The sequence below is a fragment of the Solirhodobacter olei genome (assembly GCF_004010155.1).
Lineage (GTDB): Bacteria > Pseudomonadota > Alphaproteobacteria > Rhodobacterales > Rhodobacteraceae > Solirhodobacter > Solirhodobacter olei.
In genome coordinates this window covers 95819-112626 of sequence record NZ_RRYH01000015.1, presented here as the reverse complement: position 1 = coordinate 112626, position 16808 = coordinate 95819, and the positions used below count along the sequence as shown (strand labels likewise).

The window sequence follows — 16808 nt, the reverse complement described above, 5'->3', positions numbered from 1 at the left end:
TGGGCCAAGAAGAATGGGCGAGGTCAGGACGCGGTGGGCCCCCTCGTGAAACCCATTTTCGCAAGCGCCGGACCGATCTCGGGCGCGGACATGAAGAGGCGCCAGAGCAGGCCGGAGCGGGCGTTTTCTACCATCCCCACGATCGGCCCCTGGTCGATGGCGAGATGGCTTCCCGCCACCCAGCCCGCCGTCTCGTTGAAGGCGTCGTAGAAGCCGTAATCACCCCAGAGCCGGTCTCCCAGCACCTCATGGTAATGGCGCAGCGCCGCAAGGCTCTCTGCAGGTGTGTAGGGTAGCGAGGCGATGGCCGCCGTGGGAGCGATCACTCCGTGGTCATTGGTGGGCGAGAAGGCGTTGTAGCCCTTGTCGCCATCGCAGGCGGTAAGGCCCCAGGCGGGGCCATAGCCCCGAAATCCCTTCGGGTTCTCGCGCGCATAGGCGTGGTGGATCAGCGCATGGGCCCGGTTCTGCTCAAAATAATCGGCATGCCGGTCGCGCAGACCGCGCGGGTCGAGGCCGAGGAATGAGTAATGCGTGAAGAACAGCGGGCCGCCGTAATCGGGACCAAGCGGCAGCCGGATTCCGTAGTAGCTCTTGCCGTTCTCGAAGGTCCGGGATCGCTTCCAGCCGATCTCGTAGGCGGCCGGGTCGATCGGATGGGTCGGGGAGGCGAGGCCGAGGACGAAGGCGATGAGCGCCTCGTGATAGCCGGTGATCGGCAGGCCGACGGCCCATTCGCCTTCCGGCCGCCAGTGCCACATCATCCGGTCGGGCGCCTGGCAGAAGCCTGCCCAGTTGACCCCGTGCCAGAGCGTGTCGATCCGCGTGGAAAGGCTTCCGGGGCCAAGCCATTGGCGGGCGGTCAGAAGGCCCATAATCAGGAAGGCCGTCTCGACGATATCGCCACCGGTGTCGTTTTGGGAGAAGGCCACCGTCTCGCCCGTCGTGCCGTTCATCCAATGCGGGAAGGCGCCGTTGTAATGCTCTGTGTGTTCGAGAAAATCGACGATCTTGCCGATCCTGGTCTCTGCCTCCGCCCGGGGCAGGAAGCCGCGTTCCGCCCCCGCGATCAGGGCCATCACGCCGAAGCCGCTACCGCCTGTCGTGACCGTCTCGGCCACGTCGTAGCTGACCGACCCGGCAGAGCGTTCCCGCGCCATGCCGGAGACGGGATGGGCGAAATCGCGGAAATAGGCCAGCGTGCGACGCTGGACGAGGTCAAGCAGCCCGTCGTCGGACAGAGTCATGCGCGATCCCAGCGGAAGCGAAGGCGGTCGACTGTCTCGGCATCGGGGCCAATCAACAGCTCGAACTCGCCCGGTTCCCAATCCTCGGTATAGTGCGTTAGGCTGTCGCCGACCGGGTAACGCAAGGTGTCGGTGGTAATGCGGAAGGTGACGGTGCGGGTCTCGCCGGGGGCAATCTCCACCCGCTCGAAGCCGATCAGCTGGCGCTTGGGGCGGGCGGTGTGGCCGACGAGGTCATGCAGGTAGGCCTGCGCGACCTCGGCCCCGGCACATTTGCCGGTGTTGGTGATCTCGACGCTGACGGTGAGTTCCGTGTCGCCCTTCAGGTGGATCGCCGAGGGGATCGGCGTGCCGTAGCGGAAGCTGGTGTAGCCGAGCCCGAAGCCCGCCGGGTAGAGAGGCACCATCGGCTCCTCGAGGATGCAGGCGGTGGTGAACTTGCGGAACCAGTGATGTCCCTTCGCGTCGTATTCTTCGTCGCCCTCCACGTCGATGCCAGCGCCCCAGATCGGCCGGCCGGTGACGAGGTCCTCCGTCCGGTAGGGAAGCTGCCCCGTCGAGCGCGGCAGCGCCTGCGAAAGCCGGCCGGAAGGGCTGACCTTTCCAAAGAGAACATCGGCCAGACCATTGCCCGCCTCGTTGCCCGGATGGCCGGTCCAGATCAGCGCATCTACATGCGCGGCCTCGTGGGTCAGGGCCAGCGGGCGGCCCGCCATGGCGATCAGGACCAGGGGTTTGGCCTCGGCACGGGCATGGGCGGCGATGGCGTCGAACAGCGGGCGCTGCGCCTCGGGCAGGGTGATCTCGGCCCGGGTGGAGCTTTCGCCGGCATGCTCCTTCGCTTCGCCGAGGCAGAGAAGGATCGTGTCGGCCTTCGCCGCCGTGGCGAGCGCCGCCTTGATCATGGCGGAGGGGCTTTCCGGCCCGATCACCACCGAGGGCATGGCGCGGTTGTGCATGTTGAGCCGCGCGGCAAGGCTTGGGTCGTCGACGATATTGGCGCCCTTGGCGTGGAGCACGGTCATCCCCGCAGGGGCGGCGGCGCGAAGCCCCTCGAGGATCGTCACCGAATTCTCGGGGTCGACGTCGATCGCCCAGGTGCCCTGCATGTCGATCCGGTCGTCCGCCAGCGGGCCGATCACGGCAAGCGTGCCCTTGACCGGAAGCGGCAGGGCATTGCGCTCGTTCTTCAACAGGACCAGCGATTTGGCGGCCGCCTCGCGCACCAGCGCGCGGTTCTCCGCAGTATAGGTCACCATCGAGCGATGGCCGTCGTCCATGCCGATATAGGGGTTCTGGAACAGGCCGAGGTGCCATTTCGCCTCCAGCACCTCGCGGGCGCGGGCGGTGATCTCGACCTCGGTCACCGGGCCGTAGCGATAGGCGCCGTCCGGCCCGGCATAAGCTTCGGGATGGGCCGCGCCATCCTCGACCAGCTTCGGCAGGTGGCGCAGGAACGCCTGGGAGACGAGATCCACGTTCACCCCGGCCTTGAAGGCCAGATACGCCGCCTCGCGCGAATTGGCGGCGACGCCGTGGTGGACAAGCTCCGGGTCGATGGCGGTGAAATCGGTGACGATGATCCCCTTGAAGCCGAGCCGCTTGCGCAGCACGTCCTGCAGGAGCGTGCGATGGGCCGTCACCGGGATGTCATTGATCGTGTTGAAGGCGACCATGATTGCGCCGGCGCCGGCCTCGATCCCCGCGCGGAACGGCTCCATGATCCGGGCGAGCGTGGCAACGGAGGCCTCCACCCCGGCATAGTCGCGCCCGGCGCGGGCGAGGCCGTAGCCCATGAAATGCTTGAGCGTGGCCATGAACCGGTCGGGCCGGGCCATGTCGCCATCCTCTCCCTGATAGGCCCTCACGATCACCTCGGCGATTTTCGCGCCGAGATAGGGAAACTCGCCATTCCCCTCGGCGATACGGCCCCAACGCGCATCGTGGCAGACATCCAGCATCGGCGCCCAGTTGATGGTGATGCCATCCGCTCGGGCCTCGCGCGCGGTCATCTCGTTCACCCGACGGATCAGGTCGAGGTCCCAGGAGCAGGAGAGCGCAAGCGGGATCGGCCCGCCGGTCTTGTAGCGCTGGATGCAGTCCTTGCCGAAGATCAGCGGGATGCCGTTCGGGCCTTCCTCCACCGCGATGGTCTGCAGCTCCCGCCGGTCGGCAAGGCGGGCGCCGGCGGAGATGCCGCAAAGTTCGCCGCGGCGGATCATCACCGGCGTGTCGACCTTCTGTCCCACGCCGGTGGTGTCGACGCCGGAACCCGAGGGGTAGTTAAGCTGCCCGATCTTCTCCATCAGGCTCATCCGGGAGAGGAGGGTGTCGAGGAAGGTGTCCTTGTCGGTCTGGGCGGTCATGGCGCGCGGGCTTTCAACGGGGTTACCGGAGGAGGATAGCGGAGGCGCCCGCGATTGGCGCGGGGCCCGGGGTGTTCCGGGCCAAGCTGTGCAAAGTTCCGCGCATGCGCAAGGGGGCTCGGAAAGGGAAGCCGGCAGGGCGCGGCTCAGGCCGCGGGGATCGCCTTGCGCTGCGGCTCGGCTGCGGATTGCAGCGCGGTTCCGGCGGAAAACCGGCGCAGCCAGAGGCGGCCGGCATCGATCTCGGCCACATGGTCATAGACCGGCTTGCCATCCGGCAGCACCGGCATGGCGCGGTTGTGGATCACCGAGATCACGGTCGTCTGCGGGCAGGCCTTCTTCAGAGCGGCGTAGAACTCCGCCTGAGCCTGCGGGTCTAGGCCCGCCGTCACCTCGTCCAGGAACGCCGTCGAAGGGCGGTGGAGAAGGAGCTGCGCCAGGATCAGCCGCTTCTTCTGCCCGCCGGACAGCGCGCGCTCCCAGGGGCGGCCATTGCACGCCTTCTCGTTCAGCGCACGCAGGAAGGCAGGCTTGCCCAGGCCGGCCTCGACCAGGACTGCGGCAATCTCGGCATCCTCGAAATCATCCTCGTCCTGCGACCCGGCGACGAGCTGTTTCAGCGTCAGGTCCGGGGTGCGCGCTGTCTGGCAGGCATAGAACGGGCGTGGCCCTTCGGGCAGGGAGACGTCGGCGCGGCCGTAATCCTGCTGGCGCATCAGCGCGTTGAGGAAAGAGGTCTTGCCCGCGCCGGACTGGCCGACGAGCGCGGTCCAGGAACCGGCCGGAAAATGAAGTTCTGGCGCCGAGAGGAACGGGCGCGCGGCACGTCCGGCATGCATCAGTTCCATGCCGCGGATGCGGATGCCGTCGGTCGCGGGCTGCGCGCTGTACTGAAAGTCATGCACGCCCGTTGCACGGAAATAGGCCCGCGTGTCCTGGGCATGTTCGATCTCCTGGGCATATTCGCAGATCCGCTCTGCATCGGCTTTAAGCGAGGCGATCGCCGGGGTCACGTTGATCAGCCAGGAAAAGCCGTTGGTCAGCTGCCCAATCAGCGCCGAGGTGGTGACATAGGTCTGAAAGTCGATCGCGCCCTGGGCATAGGCTGGCAGGGCCAGGACAGAGGCGATCACCTGGAACGACAGCATGTTGTAGAAGCCCTGCAGCCCCATGAAGCTGGCCTGCAGCAGGTTGTTGCGGTGCCAGACATGGTCGATGTCGGTGTAGAGCGTCTGGTTGACCTTCTTCTGCACCTTCTCGCCGTTCGAGGCGGTGATCTGCCCGGCGCGACGGAACATAGTGTTCAGTTCGGAACGGAAGGCGCCCTCGGCCTCCATGAAGCGCTTGTTGACGCCGCGCATGACGGTGCCGATGCGGGTGAAGCCCCAGGTGCAGAGAAGCGCGAAGGGCAGGATCACGCCCAGCGTCAGCACGAATCCCGCGCCGCCGCCGAAGGCCGCCATCCCCTTGATCGGGGTCGAGATGTCCCAGAGCTTGCTCGAGACCTCCCAGACCGCCGTCGCCACCGTCATGATCCCCATGGCGAGGCCAATGGCGTTGCCGGCAAGGCTCTTGAGGCATTCCTGCTGGCGCTGGTCGATGGAATCGAGCCCCGGGTTGGACTGGATCTTCAGGATCGTGTTGCCTTCCTGGAGGGTCGCCTCGGTAAACTGCTCGTTGAGCCAGGCGCGCCACTTGCGGTGCAGCGTCTCCGAGAAGAGATGGCGGACCGCCGTCGCCGCCACGCTGAGCGAGACCATCGCGACCAGCGCCACCGCCGCCGCCTGGAACGTGCGCCAGGGGTCGAGGTTGCCGGGGTTCTGATAGGTTGCCTGGGCATTCTGGAACTCGCCCGCGGCAACCGCCATCCAGATCCCGACCTTGGAGATGAACCAGCTCATCACCGCGATGATGATCGCCAGCGTCCAGGCCTCACGCTTGCTGGTAGAGCGCCAGTAGGCGGTCAGCAGTCCGTTGAAGCTTCGCATCCGCCCCACGGGCGTGCGCGGTTCTGGTTGCGGTTGTGCCTGCCGTCGCGGGAGAGGGCCGAAGTCCCGCCCGTCCACATGCGCATTCACCGGAGTTCCCCCGTTGTTCCTGCGGCTGCTCAGTGCCTCACATGCAGAGTAGCGCGATTCGGCCTACGCTGGACCCGGAATCAGGCGGATTCCGGCCGGGGGCAGGGAAATAATCCGTGAACTGCTGCGCCTGTGCATCGCATTGGCGCAGCGGCGGCCGGCAAGCGGTATCTGGGCACCGTCCGGGATACGGAAGAGGCTCTCCGCGCCTCTCCCCGGGCCTCAGTCGGGCGCGCGATCGAGACGCAGGACCCCCTCCACCAGCGCCTCGATGTCCTCGGCGGTGGTGCGGTGGTTGGTGATGCAGGCGCGGATCGCTGGCCGCCCGTCGAGCCGGGTCAGGGAGGGGGCGACCCGGCCCTCGCATTGCAGCTCCTCGGTGATGCTGCTGCTGCGCGCGCCGTCCAGGTCGCCCGTGGGGCGGAAGCAGACGATGTTGAGGCCCTGCGGGGCGGCCAGTTCCAGCCCCGGCTCGGCCTCGATCCGCTCGGCGAGGCCGCGGGCGAGGGTGCAGGTCCCCTCGATCATCGCGCCGAGCACGTCGAGGCCGTAGGTCTTCAGCGTGAACCATGTCTTCAGCGCCCGGAACCCGCGCGAGAGGTCCGGCCCGGTGTCGCAGGGCCACCAGCTGCCGCCGGCAAGGCCGGTCTCCGCCCGCGCGAGATAGGCGTTGTCGGCGGCGAACGTGTCGTATTGCCAGGCTTCGTCCCGGGTTAGCAGGAAGCCGGCGTCATAGGGCACCTGCGCCCATTTGTGGAAATCGAAGGCGAGGCTGTCGGCCCGCTCGATCCCGTCGAGCAGGGGGGCGAGCCCGGGTGCCAGCCGGGCGAAGGCGCCGAGCGCGCCGTCAACGTGGAAATGCAGCCCCTCTGCGGCGGCAAGATCGGCGAGCGCCGCCAGCGGGTCGACCGCGCCCATGTTCACCGTCCCGGCGCTGCCGACCAGCAGGAAGGGCGTGCACCCCGCGGTCCGGTCCTCGGCAATCCGCTCCGCCAGCGCTGCCATGTCCATCCGGCCGAGGGCATCCGCCGGGATCAATCGCAGCGCCGCGCGGCCCAAGCCCGCCATCTCCATCGCGCGCGGCACGCAGCCATGTACTTCGGCCGAGGCATAGGCCGTCAGCCGCGCCCCGCCGAGCCCTTCGCGCCGCACCTCCGGCCCGAGCGCCCGGCTGCGCGCGATCAGAACGGCAAGGAAATTGCCCTGGCTCGCCCCGGTCAGGAATATCCCGCCTGCGGTCCGGGGGAAGCCGTAGAGGTCGCGCATCCAGCGGGTGATCTGGCGCTCGACCTCGTGGCCGATGTGGTCGCGCCCGCCGCAATTGGCGTTGAAGCCGGCGGCGAGCATCTCCGCCAGCATCCCCACCGGGGTGCCGCCGCCCTGCACCCAGCCCATGAAGCCAGGATGGGTGTTGCCGGCGCCATAGGGCAGGATGTGGCGGCGGAAATCCTCGTGCACCGCGTCAAGCGCGGCAGGCGCGCGCGGCAGTGCCATGTCGAAGGCCGCCCGCGCCTCGGGCGACGGTGCCTGCCAGAGCGGCACGTCCCGGCGGTGTTCGAGATGGTCAAGCATCCCGTCGAGCATGCGATGCGCGCTCTCCCGCAAGGCGCCCCAATCCTGCGGGTCGAGCCCCCTTGCCCCCTCCTGCCGCTCTTCCTGCATGATCCGCCCTTTCGACTGGCTGCCCGGTCTGCTTTCGCCGGTTGCACACGGTCTCGCCCAAAACGGGCGGGAATTCGAGGGGGTATCCGGTGCGATGCCGGGCATGCGAGCCCGGTTTACCGGACTTTAAGCCCGCCCGCCCCATGATCGCCGCATATTCGCAGTCCGGAGTGACAGATGCGGCATACACGCAATCGCAGGGGGAGCGCTGCCGCGTGTGGGGCGGTGAGGTTGGGGCGATCTGCCACCGACTGCCCCGGTTGCCCTCCGCTTCGGCTCTTCCCTCTTTCCCGCTGGAGCGCCCGACATGGCCAGACAGATCGCTGATATGATCCATTCGATTTCCGCCAAGGTTGGGATCATCGTGCTGTCGATGGGCGCGATGACCGCTGCGGCGCTCTATGTCGGTTCGCAGGAGCTGCGACTGGTCTCCGGCCGGATCGAGCATTTGCAGAAGAGCGAGCTTCCGGCGCTGAAGGAAAGCACCCTGCTGACCCGCGCCGCGGTTGGCCTGCGCGGCGAGCTGGCCGAACTGCTGATCGCCGAGGGCAAGGCGGGCGTGCAGTACACAGCCGCCAAGACCCGAAAGACGATCTCGGATCTGGAGGCGATCTCCAACGGGTTGGCGCGCGATCGCTCGCAGGACCTCCAGGCGGCGATCACCGCCGCCCGGCGCGCGATAGATGCGCTCATCGCTGCGCGGATGCGCGAATTCGATACGCAGGCCAAGATCGGCGCCTCGATGGAGCGGATGCGCAGGCTGACGGAGGAGCTCGACCAGGCGCTGAGCGCCCGGGCCGACACCGCGATGGCGGAGTTGAGCGCGGGCGGGCAGGCCTCGCTCGCGGCCGGCCAGCAGGCGCTGGAGCGGCTCGTGGATGTGGACATCGTGGAGCAGGAACTGGTGCTCGACGCCCGGGCCGACGTGAACCTCGCCTCCGGGGCGATGGTGGCACTGGGCAGTACGGCGGAGCCCACACTGCAGGCGACGCTCGCGGACATGGGGCGGGCGGCGGTCCACGACCTGGACACCATCGTGCCGGAGATGCGGAAATTCGACGGGCTGCAGGATGTCTCCGGCCGGCTTTCGACCGCGGCCGGCCGGCTCGCCGGCATCCTCGACGCCGGCCCATCGGAGGCCAACGCGCGCCGGCACGACCTGTTGACCCTGCAGAAGAACGTCGACAGCCTCCTGAGCGCCTCAGAGGAAAAGATCCGCACTGCAATCCACCAGCTCAGCGCCGACGCCGCGCGGCGGGGCAAAAGCACGAGGAAGGTGCTGGCCGGCGGCAAGTTGCTGAGCTTCCGCGATTCGGCCGAACTCGATTCTCGCGCGAAGACCTATCTCGCCGACGCTCTATTCGTCCTGACGATGACCGATGTCGAACAGGTCCGGAAGGCGCAGCCGCAGCTGACGCAGGATCTCGCGCAGATCCGCGAGCTATCCTCCGCCGCTCCGCCAGAAGTACGCGACGGGCTCAAGGTTCTGGCCGCCCTCTCGGACGGCAAGGGCGGGCTGGTGCCCGAGCGCAGCGCCGTGCTTGAGGCGCGGCGGCAGGCCGCCGCCGCATCGCTGACAGCGGCCGATACCGCCAAGGCCATCGTCGATCTGGCGCAGGGGATGAGCGACGGGGTCGCCGCCGCGGTGACCGAGACCAGCAATAAGATCAGCGGCGAGTTTGACCATGCGCTCCTGCTCTTCGGGCGGATCGCGCTGGCGAGCGTGGTGATGCTGGTGCTCGCGCAGGTGTTGGCCTGGCTGATGCTGGCCCGCCCGCTTGGCCGGGTCACCCGGGCGACGGGGCAGCTCGCAGAGGGTGATCTCTCCGCCGTCGACGGACTAGGCCATCCGCGGGGGGAGATCGGGGCCATGGTCCGGGCGCTCGGCGTCTTCCGTGACGGGCTGATCCAGAAAGCACAGCTGGAGCGGGACGAGAAAGCCGCGCGCGAGGCACGCGCGACGGCCGAAGCGGCCGCCCGGCGTGAACGCGAGGAGGCAGAGGCCCTGGAACGGGAGCGCCAGGAGGCCCGCGACCGCGCCGAGCGCGACCGCGAGAGGGCCGAGCAGCAGAAGGAGGCGAGGCGCAAGGCCGAGGAGGAGGCCACACGTCAGGCCCAGTCCGAGGCACAGGCGCGCGTCGTCTCGGCGCTTGCCGAAGGCATGCACCGGCTTTCCGAGGGCGACCTCTCGGTTCGGATCGAGGAGGCATTCCCCGAGGGTTACGAGGCGCTCCGGCGCGATTTCAACTCGGCGGCCGAGGCGCTGGGCGAGGTCATGAGCTCGATCTCCGACAGTGTCGAGCGGGTGCGCAGCGCCTCCGAGGAGATCAGCGGCGCGGCCGATGACCTGTCCCAGCGCACGGAGAAGTCCGCCGTGATGCTGGAGGAATCCTCCGCCGCGCTGACCGAGATGACGCAATCGGTCACCCAGTCGGCCGAGCAGGCGGGCGAGGCGGACCGCATGGTGACGGAGGCCCGCGATCGCGCGGACGCCGGCCAGCGTGTTGTGGAGCGGACGATCGGTGCAATGCAGGCAATCGAGGCGAGCTCCAGCAAGATCGCGACGATCATAGACGTGATCGAGGATATCGCCTTCCAGACCAACCTCCTCGCCCTCAATGCGGGGGTCGAGGCCGCGCGCGCGGGCGAGTCGGGCCGCGGATTCGCGGTGGTGGCCAGCGAGGTGCGGGCGCTGGCGCACCGGTCGTCGGAAGCCGCGCGCGAGATCGGCTCGCTGATCGGCGAAAGCGGTGCCAGCGTGAAAGATGGCGTGGGGTTGGTGAACGAGGTCGGCTCGGTCCTGCTGGAAATTGCGCAGGCGATCGGAGCGGTGACCGATCGGGTGACCCAGATCGCCTCTGCCTCGGGCGAGCAGAAAACCGGCATCTCAGAGATCAACGTGGCTGTCGGCCAGCTCGACATCTCGACCCAGAAGAACGCCGCCATGGTGGAGGAGACGACAGCCGCCAGCCACGCGCTGAGCGAAGAGGCGATACGGCTCTCCGCCTTGCTGCGGCGCTTCTCGGCCGCCGGTCAGGGGACCGGGCGCACGGGTCGTGCCGGGGCCGGCAGCGGCAAACTACGCCGCGCGGGGTAGGGGGCGGTCAAGCCCGGCAAGCGCGCCTTCGGTCTGTTCGCGGCGAGCGGTATCTCGAACCCGGGCGCTATTTCCGTCGCGCGGGCGGAGTCTCTGGTGCCGCGGCACATTGACTGCGCCAGCGCTCGGCATAGGCGGCAAGCCTTTCGGCGCGTTCCGGGGCGAGGGAGACCGGTTTGAGCGCTAGGGGGACGGATCCACGGACCCCGTCGAACAACAGGGCCGCGCCGCTTCCAGTCCCGGTGCGGGAACCGGAGGTGAGCACGGGCCGGCCGGTCGCGGCGCCCAGCATCTCGAGAAAGCGGGGGTTGGCTGCGAAGGGCCCCTCGACGATGACGGGACCTGCGGCTCCGGTGATGGCCAGACACTCTGCCGTCATCAGCGCGAGATAGAAAGAGAGCGCGGCCTCGCGGACCCCGGGATCGTCGGGCTCTTGCGGGGACCATGCCATGGCGCGGCCACGGAACGGGCCGTTGAGCGGATCGACCGCCGGGAGCAGAAGGAAGGGTGCCCGGAGCGCGGCGCCCATCTCCTGTGCGCCCGCTTCGGCGCGGCCGCCGCCGAGCAGGGCGTACTCGCGGCCGCCCATGAAACGGGCAGACGGTACGGGCTGGCCGAGGGCGCTGACGTTGATCAGGGTATCCCGTGCCTCGTCGAGCGGCACGACCGGAGCGCCGACGGCCATGGTGATCACCCAGGTCCCGGTTGAGACGACGGTGAAGGGCGGCTTTCGGCCAAGGAGATAGGGCAGCAGCGAGGCGTTCGAATCGTGGATGCCGCAAGCGACGGGCGTCGCCGGGTCGAGGCCGGTCGCCGCCGCGACATCGGCGCGGATCGGGCCGAGGATCTCGCCCGGCGGCCGTGGCCGCGCGATGCGGTTCGAAAGGCCGAGGCGCGCGACGAGGGGCGAGAAATCCGCCCGGGCCGGATTCCAGAGATCGCTGTGCGCGCCAAGCGAGCTGGCGTCGGTGGCGGCCACGCCGGTCAGACGATGCGACCAGTATTGCGGCCAGGTCACGACGGTGGCGAGCCGAGTGACAAGCCCCGGGTCGGTGAAAAGTTGCCAGTGTAGCTGCGATCCGAGGTTCAGGCCAAGCGACAGCCGTGGCGATCCGGTTTCGGCGAAGGGCGGGCGGATCGCGTCGTAGGCGTCGGCAAGGTCCTCGGGGCCGGGATGCTCGTAGTCGAGCACGGGCGCTGCGAGCCTGCCGTCGCCCGCAAGCAGCGCAGCGCAGGCGCCGTGCGCCACGGGGACGATGGCATCGACACCGTGGCGATCGTGCAGGGTTTTCAACCCGTCGAGCAGGAAGGCCCAGATCCCCTCGGTATCGAAATGCGGCCAGGGCGGCCCCCGCAGCACGCGGTTCGGCAGGATCATCAGGTCGATTTCCGCCAAGGTCGGGCGGTCGATCAGGCCGAGCTTCACGTTGGTCTTGCCGATGTCGAGCACGGCGATGTGGCGCTGCGCGCTCATGGCAGGTGGAACATTGGCAGAAGGGGCCGCGCCACGGGCTCGTTATCCGGCGACGTCTCCATGATATCTGCCATGTGCGCCCACCAGCGTCGCATGACGGGATGGTCCGGCAGGTCGTCCATGCCGTGATCCTCCGGCCGCCAGAGCGTCGCGAACAGGATATCCGTCTCGGGGTCGAGGTGGATCGAGTAGTCGCGCACCCCGGCCGCCTTCAGAAGCGTCACCAGTTCCGGCCAGATCGCGTCGTGCCGGCGGCGGTATTCCTCGGCCATGCCGGGGTTCAGCTGCATCTTGAAGGCGTATTTCTCCATTCACGTGCCCCGCGGTTTCAGCCGCGACCAGAGCCGGGGCAGGGCGATGACGCCAATCAGCAGGAGGCCGATGAAGATCGACATGACGATGCCGGGCACATTCAGAAGCCCGAAGCCGAAGGTTACGAGCCCCATGACCAGCGCCGCGAGCACCACGCCCGGGATGGTGCCGGATCCGCCGAGAATGTCGACCCCGCCAAGGACCACCATGGTGACCACCTGCAGTTCCCACCCCAGCGCGATCGACGGGCGGGTGGAGCCGAGCCGCGAGGTCAGGCAGACCGCCGCGATGCCGGACATGAGCCCCGTGAGCAGGAACAGGATCGCCTTCACCCGCGCAACGCGTATGCCTGAAAAGAGCGCCCCGGTCGGGTTGTTGCCGATCGCATAGACCATGCGGCCGAAGCTGGTCCGGTGCTGGAGTGCCCCGAACACGACCGCCATGAGCACGAAGAGCACCAGCTCGAATGAAAAGACCCAGAAGACATAGCCTTGCCCGAAGTAGGCGAAGCCGGTCGGGTATGCGGTATAGGCCTGGTTGCCGAGGATGATGTAGCTGAGCCCGCGGTAAAGGCTCATCGTGCCGATGGTGACGACGATGGAGGGCAGGCCAAGCCGCGTCACCAGAACCGCGTTGAACGCACCGCAGAAAAGCCCCACGACGAGGCCGATCAGCACCAGCACCGCGATCGGCGCGCCGGCGGTGGCAGCAGCCCCCATCAGCGTCGAGGCCAGCGCGATGGTCGAGGCGACGGAGAGGTCGATCTCGCCCGCCACGATCAGCATCGCCATCGGGAAGGCGATCAGACCCAGCTCGGTGAAGTTGTAGGTCGCGTCCGAAAGGTTCCAGGGATTCAGGAAATAGGGCGAGGCCAGCGAATTGGCGATGAAGATCGCCACCGCGACCAAAGCCAGCAGGAACTCCCAGCTGCGCAGCAGGCGCCTAAGGGGGCGGTCCAGCCGGTCAGGGATGTGTCGGGCGTCGCTCATGCGCGGCTCTCCGCGGTTTTCAGGATGACGCGGCCGGCCCGGCGGCGCTCGCGCGCGTTGATGGCGACGGCGGCGAGGATGGCGGAGCCGGAGATCGCCATCTGCCAGAAGGGCGAGATGCCGACGACGGGCAGTGCGTTCTTGATCACGCCGAGAAAGAGCGCGCCAAGGACGGCACCCGCGACCGAGCCCGCGCCGCCGGCGATGGAGATGCCGCCGATCACGCAGGCCGCCACCACGTCCAGCTCGAAGCCGTTGGCGATATCGACATAGGCCACCGCGTAGCGCGCGATCCAGAGATAACCGGTCAGCCCCGCCAGCGCGCCTGCAAGAGTGAAGGCAAGCGCTTGCGTGCGGCCGACATTGATCCCGGTATAGATGGCCGCATTCGGGTTGCCGCCAACGGCGAAGAGGCTGCGTCCAAAGGGCGTGCGCCCGATCAGGACCGCGAAGGCAAGGGCCACGACGATCGCCACCCAGGCCATCACCGGCAGGCCGAGAACCACGCTGCGCGGAAAGTCCTTGAAGCTTTCGCTCAGCTGCTGGTCGTTGATCCACTTGCCGCCGGAGATCAGGAAGATCGCCCCGCGGGTGATCGTCATCGTCCCAAGCGTCACGACGATCGGCGGGATGTCGAGTTTCCAGACCAGAAGCCCGTTGACCATTCCGACAACGGCGCCAAGCGCGGTGGCGGCCAGGATGATCAATGGCAGCGGGATCCCCATTGTGTTCATCATCGCTGCAACCATGCCGCAGAGCGCAAGGTTCGCCGCCACCGACAGGTCGATGCATTTGGCCAGGATCACCGCCATCTCGCCGAGCGCCAGCAGGATCAGCGGTGATGTGTCGTTGAAGGTGCCGACGAGGTTCGAGGGCGCGACGAATTGCGGAAAGCGGATCGCGATCAGCGCGACCATCGAAAGGATAGCGCCCCCCAGAAGGGCCTCGCGTGATTTCAGCGCGCGGCTCATGCCCGGTCCTCCTCCATGCCGTCGCCCAGGCCCGCCGCCGCGCGGACAAGGCGCTCCGGCGTCATCTCGTCCCGCGCGTATTCCGCCACCATCCGCCCCTCGCGCATGACGATGACGCGGTCGGACATGCCCATGATTTCCGGGATCTCGGAGCTGACCATGATCACGGCGAGGCCCTGTCCCGCGAGCTCGGCCATGAATTCGTGCACCGCCGCCTTCGATCCGATGTCGATGCCCTTCGTCGGCTCGTCGAGGATGATGACGCGGGGTTTCGTCGCCAGCCACTTGGCGATGACGACTTTCTGCTGGTTGCCGCCTGAGAGGAGCGCCACGTCCTGGTCGAGGCTCGCCGCGCGCAGGTCGAGCCGGCTGGTGAATTCCCGCGCCAGCCGGAATTCCTCGGCGAGCCTGAGAAAGCCCTTGCGCGAGGTGCGGGCAAGCGAGGGCAGGGTGACGTTCTGGAAGATCGGCAGACCCTTGATCGCGCCCTGCGTGCCCCGGTCCTCGGGCACGTAGACGATGCCATTTGCGATCGCCTCGGCGGTGGAGCGGATGACGGCGATGCGGTCGCCGATCCGACAGGCGCCCTTGGAGGGCTTCGTCAGCCCGAAGAGCGATTGCATGACCTCCGACCGCCCCGCGCCGATCAGCCCGTAGAAGCCGAGGATCTCGCCCTCGTGCAGGGTGAAGCGAATGTCGTCGAATTCGGTCGGATGGCAGTAGCCCGCGACGGTAAGGGCCGGGGGGCCGAGCTTCGGCTGCCGCTTCGGGAAGATCTGGTCGACGGAGCGGCCGACCATCAGCCGCACCAGCTGCGCCTCGTGCACATCGCGCATCATGCCATGTCCCACCAGCTCGCCATCGCGGAAGACCGCCCAGCGGTCAGCGATGCGGAAGATCTCGTCGAATTTGTGCGAGATGAAGAGGATCGCCTTGCCCTCCGCCTTCAGGCGTTCGACCAGTGCGTAAAGCTCGTGGATCTCCTTGTGGCTCAGCGCGGCGGTCGGCTCGTCCATGATCACCACGCGGGCGTCGATGGAAAGCGCACGGGCGATCGAGACGAGGTGCTTTGAGGCGATGCCGAGGTCGCGCAGCCGCGCGGAGGGATCGAGATCGGCGCCGATGCGGGCCAGAAGCGCGCGCGCGGCCTCGTTCATCGCGCGCCAGTCGATCAGGCCCATCCTGCCGCGCGGCGCATGGCCGAGAAAGATGTTCTCCGCTACCGTCAGTTCGTCGAACAGGACGGTTTCCTGGTGGATCGCGGTGACCCCGGCGGCCTCGGCCGCGGCGGCGGTGGAAAAATGCGTCTGCTGCCCGGCGACGGCGATGGCGCCCGTGTCGGGTTGGTAGATCCCTGTCAGGATCTTGACGATTGTCGATTTCCCGGCCCCGTTCTCGCCCACGAGCGCGGTGACCTGGCCGGGATAGAGTTCCAGCGCGACGTCATGGAGCGCGCGCACACCGGGGAAGCTCTTGGAGATGCCCGTGAGCGTCAGAACCGGATCGGTGGTCTGAAGATCGGCCCTGGGCGGCAGGACTGTCATCGGCGGAACCCTTCGGGGAGCGGTGGGGCCCGGCGCATCGCGCGCCGGGCCGGAGCTTGCGCCCGATCAGAACATCTTGGCGTATTTGTCGACGTTCGAGGCGTTGAAGGTGAACGGGTCGCTCATCACGCCAATGTTGTTCTTGTCGAGCGTGACCGTGCCCATCCGGCCCATGCCGATCTTCGCGCCCGGCTCCGCCTTCGCCTTATGCGTGGCAAGGTTGTAGGAGATCATCGTTGCCGCATAGCCGAGGTCGATCGGATTCCAGAGCGCGAAGCTCTTCGAAGCGCCCGATTTCACATGGCCCGCCATCTGCGAGGGCAGGCCGAGGCCGGTGACGTTGACCTTGCCGGTCAGGTGATCGTCCTCCACCGCCTGCGCCGCGGCGGCGATGCCGACGGTGGTGGGCGCGATGATCGCCTTCAGGTCGGGGTATTTCTTGATCAGGCCCTGGGCCTCCCGATAGGACTTGTCGGAGAGGTCGTCGCCATAGACGACCGAGACCAGCTTGATCTTCGGATAGTCCTTCATGTCGCCCTTCATCGCGGCGATCCAGGCGTTCTGGTTCGTCGCGGTGGCGGAGGCGGACAGCACCGCGACCTCGCCGCCGTTGGGCATATGGTCGGCTGCAAGCTTGATCAGCGTCTTGCCGATCAGCGGGGTGGAGCTGTCGTCAAGCTGCATCTCGCGGCCGGCCTTGGCGACGCCGGAGTCGAAGGAGATCACGGTGATGCCGCGGCTCATCGCCTTCTTCAGAACGGGCACCAGCGCATCCTGGTCATTTGCCGAAATGGCGATCGCATCGACATGCTGGGCGATAAGCGAGTTGATCACCTGGATCTGGCCCTCGGCCGTGGTGTTGGTGGGACCGGTGTAGATGATCTTCACGTTGCCGAGCTTCTGCGCGGCCTCCTCCGCGCCCTTGTGGACGGCGTCGAAGAAGCCGATGCCGAGCGCCTTGACGACGACGGCGATGCGCATCGGTGCCGCCTGCGCGATGGTGGCGGTGGATGTGGCGAGCGCGGTCGCGACCGCGGCGGTGGTCAGGGCCTTCTTGAAGATGCTCAT

The 16808-nt window shown here is 67.7% G+C and carries 11 protein-coding genes; 1 reads left to right on the top strand and 10 read right to left on the bottom strand.

Features of this window, described 5'->3' with window-relative positions; all coding sequences use genetic code 11:
- Positions 1 to 23: 23 nt before the first annotated feature.
- The 4 genes from EIP85_RS12325 to EIP85_RS12310 all read right to left on the bottom strand — a co-directional run bounded on the left by EIP85_RS12325 (position 24) and on the right by EIP85_RS12310 (position 7353).
- Positions 24 to 1247, bottom strand: coding sequence for a glucoamylase family protein (locus EIP85_RS12325; protein ID WP_127902487.1), 1224 nt, complete (start codon positions 1245 to 1247; stop codon positions 24 to 26).
- On the bottom strand, positions 1244 to 3613 hold the full coding sequence (locus EIP85_RS12320; RefSeq protein ID WP_127902486.1) for a glycoside hydrolase family 3 N-terminal domain-containing protein: 2370 nt from the start codon (positions 3611 to 3613) through the stop codon (positions 1244 to 1246). Before EIP85_RS12320 ends, EIP85_RS12325 begins: the two co-directional genes overlap by 4 nt.
- 146 nt (positions 3614 to 3759) lie before the next feature.
- On the bottom strand, positions 3760 to 5601 hold the full coding sequence (locus EIP85_RS12315) for an ATP-binding cassette domain-containing protein (RefSeq protein WP_127902485.1): 1842 nt from the start codon (positions 5599 to 5601) through the stop codon (positions 3760 to 3762).
- Positions 5602 to 5913: 312 nt separating this feature from the next.
- Entirely contained in the window at positions 5914 to 7353 is a 1440-nt protein-coding gene (locus EIP85_RS12310; protein WP_127902484.1) for a pyridoxal phosphate-dependent decarboxylase family protein, read from the bottom strand.
- A gap of 307 nt (positions 7354 to 7660) precedes the next feature.
- Between EIP85_RS12310 and EIP85_RS12305 the strand changes: the two genes are divergently transcribed.
- Positions 7661 to 10450 (top strand): methyl-accepting chemotaxis protein, encoded by a 2790-nt coding sequence (locus tag EIP85_RS12305; protein ID WP_127902483.1) that lies wholly within the window; start codon positions 7661 to 7663, stop codon positions 10448 to 10450.
- Between the two features lie 67 nt (positions 10451 to 10517).
- Here the strand turns inward: EIP85_RS12305 and EIP85_RS12300 are convergent, their stop codons facing one another.
- From EIP85_RS12300 to rhaS, 6 genes are all read right to left on the bottom strand, one after another.
- Entirely contained in the window at positions 10518 to 11924 is a 1407-nt protein-coding gene (locus EIP85_RS12300; protein ID WP_127902482.1) for an FGGY-family carbohydrate kinase, read from the bottom strand.
- Entirely contained in the window at positions 11921 to 12235 is a 315-nt protein-coding gene (rhaM, locus tag EIP85_RS12295; protein WP_127902481.1) for an L-rhamnose mutarotase, read from the bottom strand. Before rhaM ends, EIP85_RS12300 begins: the two co-directional genes overlap by 4 nt.
- On the bottom strand, positions 12236 to 13225 hold the full coding sequence (locus EIP85_RS12290) for an ABC transporter permease (RefSeq protein ID WP_127902480.1): 990 nt from the start codon (positions 13223 to 13225) through the stop codon (positions 12236 to 12238).
- Positions 13222 to 14196, bottom strand: a complete 975-nt coding sequence (locus EIP85_RS12285) for an ABC transporter permease (RefSeq protein WP_127902479.1) — start codon at positions 14194 to 14196, stop codon at positions 13222 to 13224. The genes EIP85_RS12290 and EIP85_RS12285 overlap by 4 nt, the downstream gene beginning before the upstream one ends.
- On the bottom strand, positions 14193 to 15740 hold the full coding sequence (locus tag EIP85_RS12280) for a sugar ABC transporter ATP-binding protein (RefSeq protein WP_127902478.1): 1548 nt from the start codon (positions 15738 to 15740) through the stop codon (positions 14193 to 14195). The genes EIP85_RS12285 and EIP85_RS12280 overlap by 4 nt, the downstream gene beginning before the upstream one ends.
- A 66-nt stretch (positions 15741 to 15806) precedes the next feature.
- Entirely contained in the window at positions 15807 to 16808 is a 1002-nt protein-coding gene (rhaS, locus tag EIP85_RS12275) for a rhamnose ABC transporter substrate-binding protein (protein WP_127902477.1), read from the bottom strand.

Excerpts from the sequence above, each read along its gene's own strand:
- EIP85_RS12315 (WP_127902485.1), bottom strand. The coding sequence starts at position 5,601 with ATGCGAAGCTTCAACGGACTGCTGACCGCCTACTGGCGCTCTACCAGC.
- EIP85_RS12290 (WP_127902480.1), bottom strand. The coding sequence starts at position 13,225 with ATGAGCGACGCCCGACACATCCCTGACCGGCTGGACCGCCCCCTTAGG.
- EIP85_RS12305 (WP_127902483.1), top strand. The coding sequence starts at position 7,661 with ATGGCCAGACAGATCGCTGATATGATCCATTCGATTTCCGCCAAGGTT.
- EIP85_RS12280 (WP_127902478.1), bottom strand. The coding sequence starts at position 15,740 with ATGACAGTCCTGCCGCCCAGGGCCGATCTTCAGACCACCGATCCGGTT.
- EIP85_RS12325 (WP_127902487.1), bottom strand. The coding sequence starts at position 1,247 with ATGACTCTGTCCGACGACGGGCTGCTTGACCTCGTCCAGCGTCGCACG.
- EIP85_RS12310 (WP_127902484.1), bottom strand. The coding sequence starts at position 7,353 with ATGCAGGAAGAGCGGCAGGAGGGGGCAAGGGGGCTCGACCCGCAGGAT.
- rhaS (WP_127902477.1), bottom strand. The coding sequence starts at position 16,808 with ATGAGCATCTTCAAGAAGGCCCTGACCACCGCCGCGGTCGCGACCGCG.
- EIP85_RS12300 (WP_127902482.1), bottom strand. The coding sequence starts at position 11,924 with ATGAGCGCGCAGCGCCACATCGCCGTGCTCGACATCGGCAAGACCAAC.
- EIP85_RS12285 (WP_127902479.1), bottom strand. The coding sequence starts at position 14,196 with ATGAGCCGCGCGCTGAAATCACGCGAGGCCCTTCTGGGGGGCGCTATC.
- EIP85_RS12320 (WP_127902486.1), bottom strand. The coding sequence starts at position 3,613 with ATGACCGCCCAGACCGACAAGGACACCTTCCTCGACACCCTCCTCTCC.
- rhaM (WP_127902481.1), bottom strand. The coding sequence starts at position 12,235 with ATGGAGAAATACGCCTTCAAGATGCAGCTGAACCCCGGCATGGCCGAG.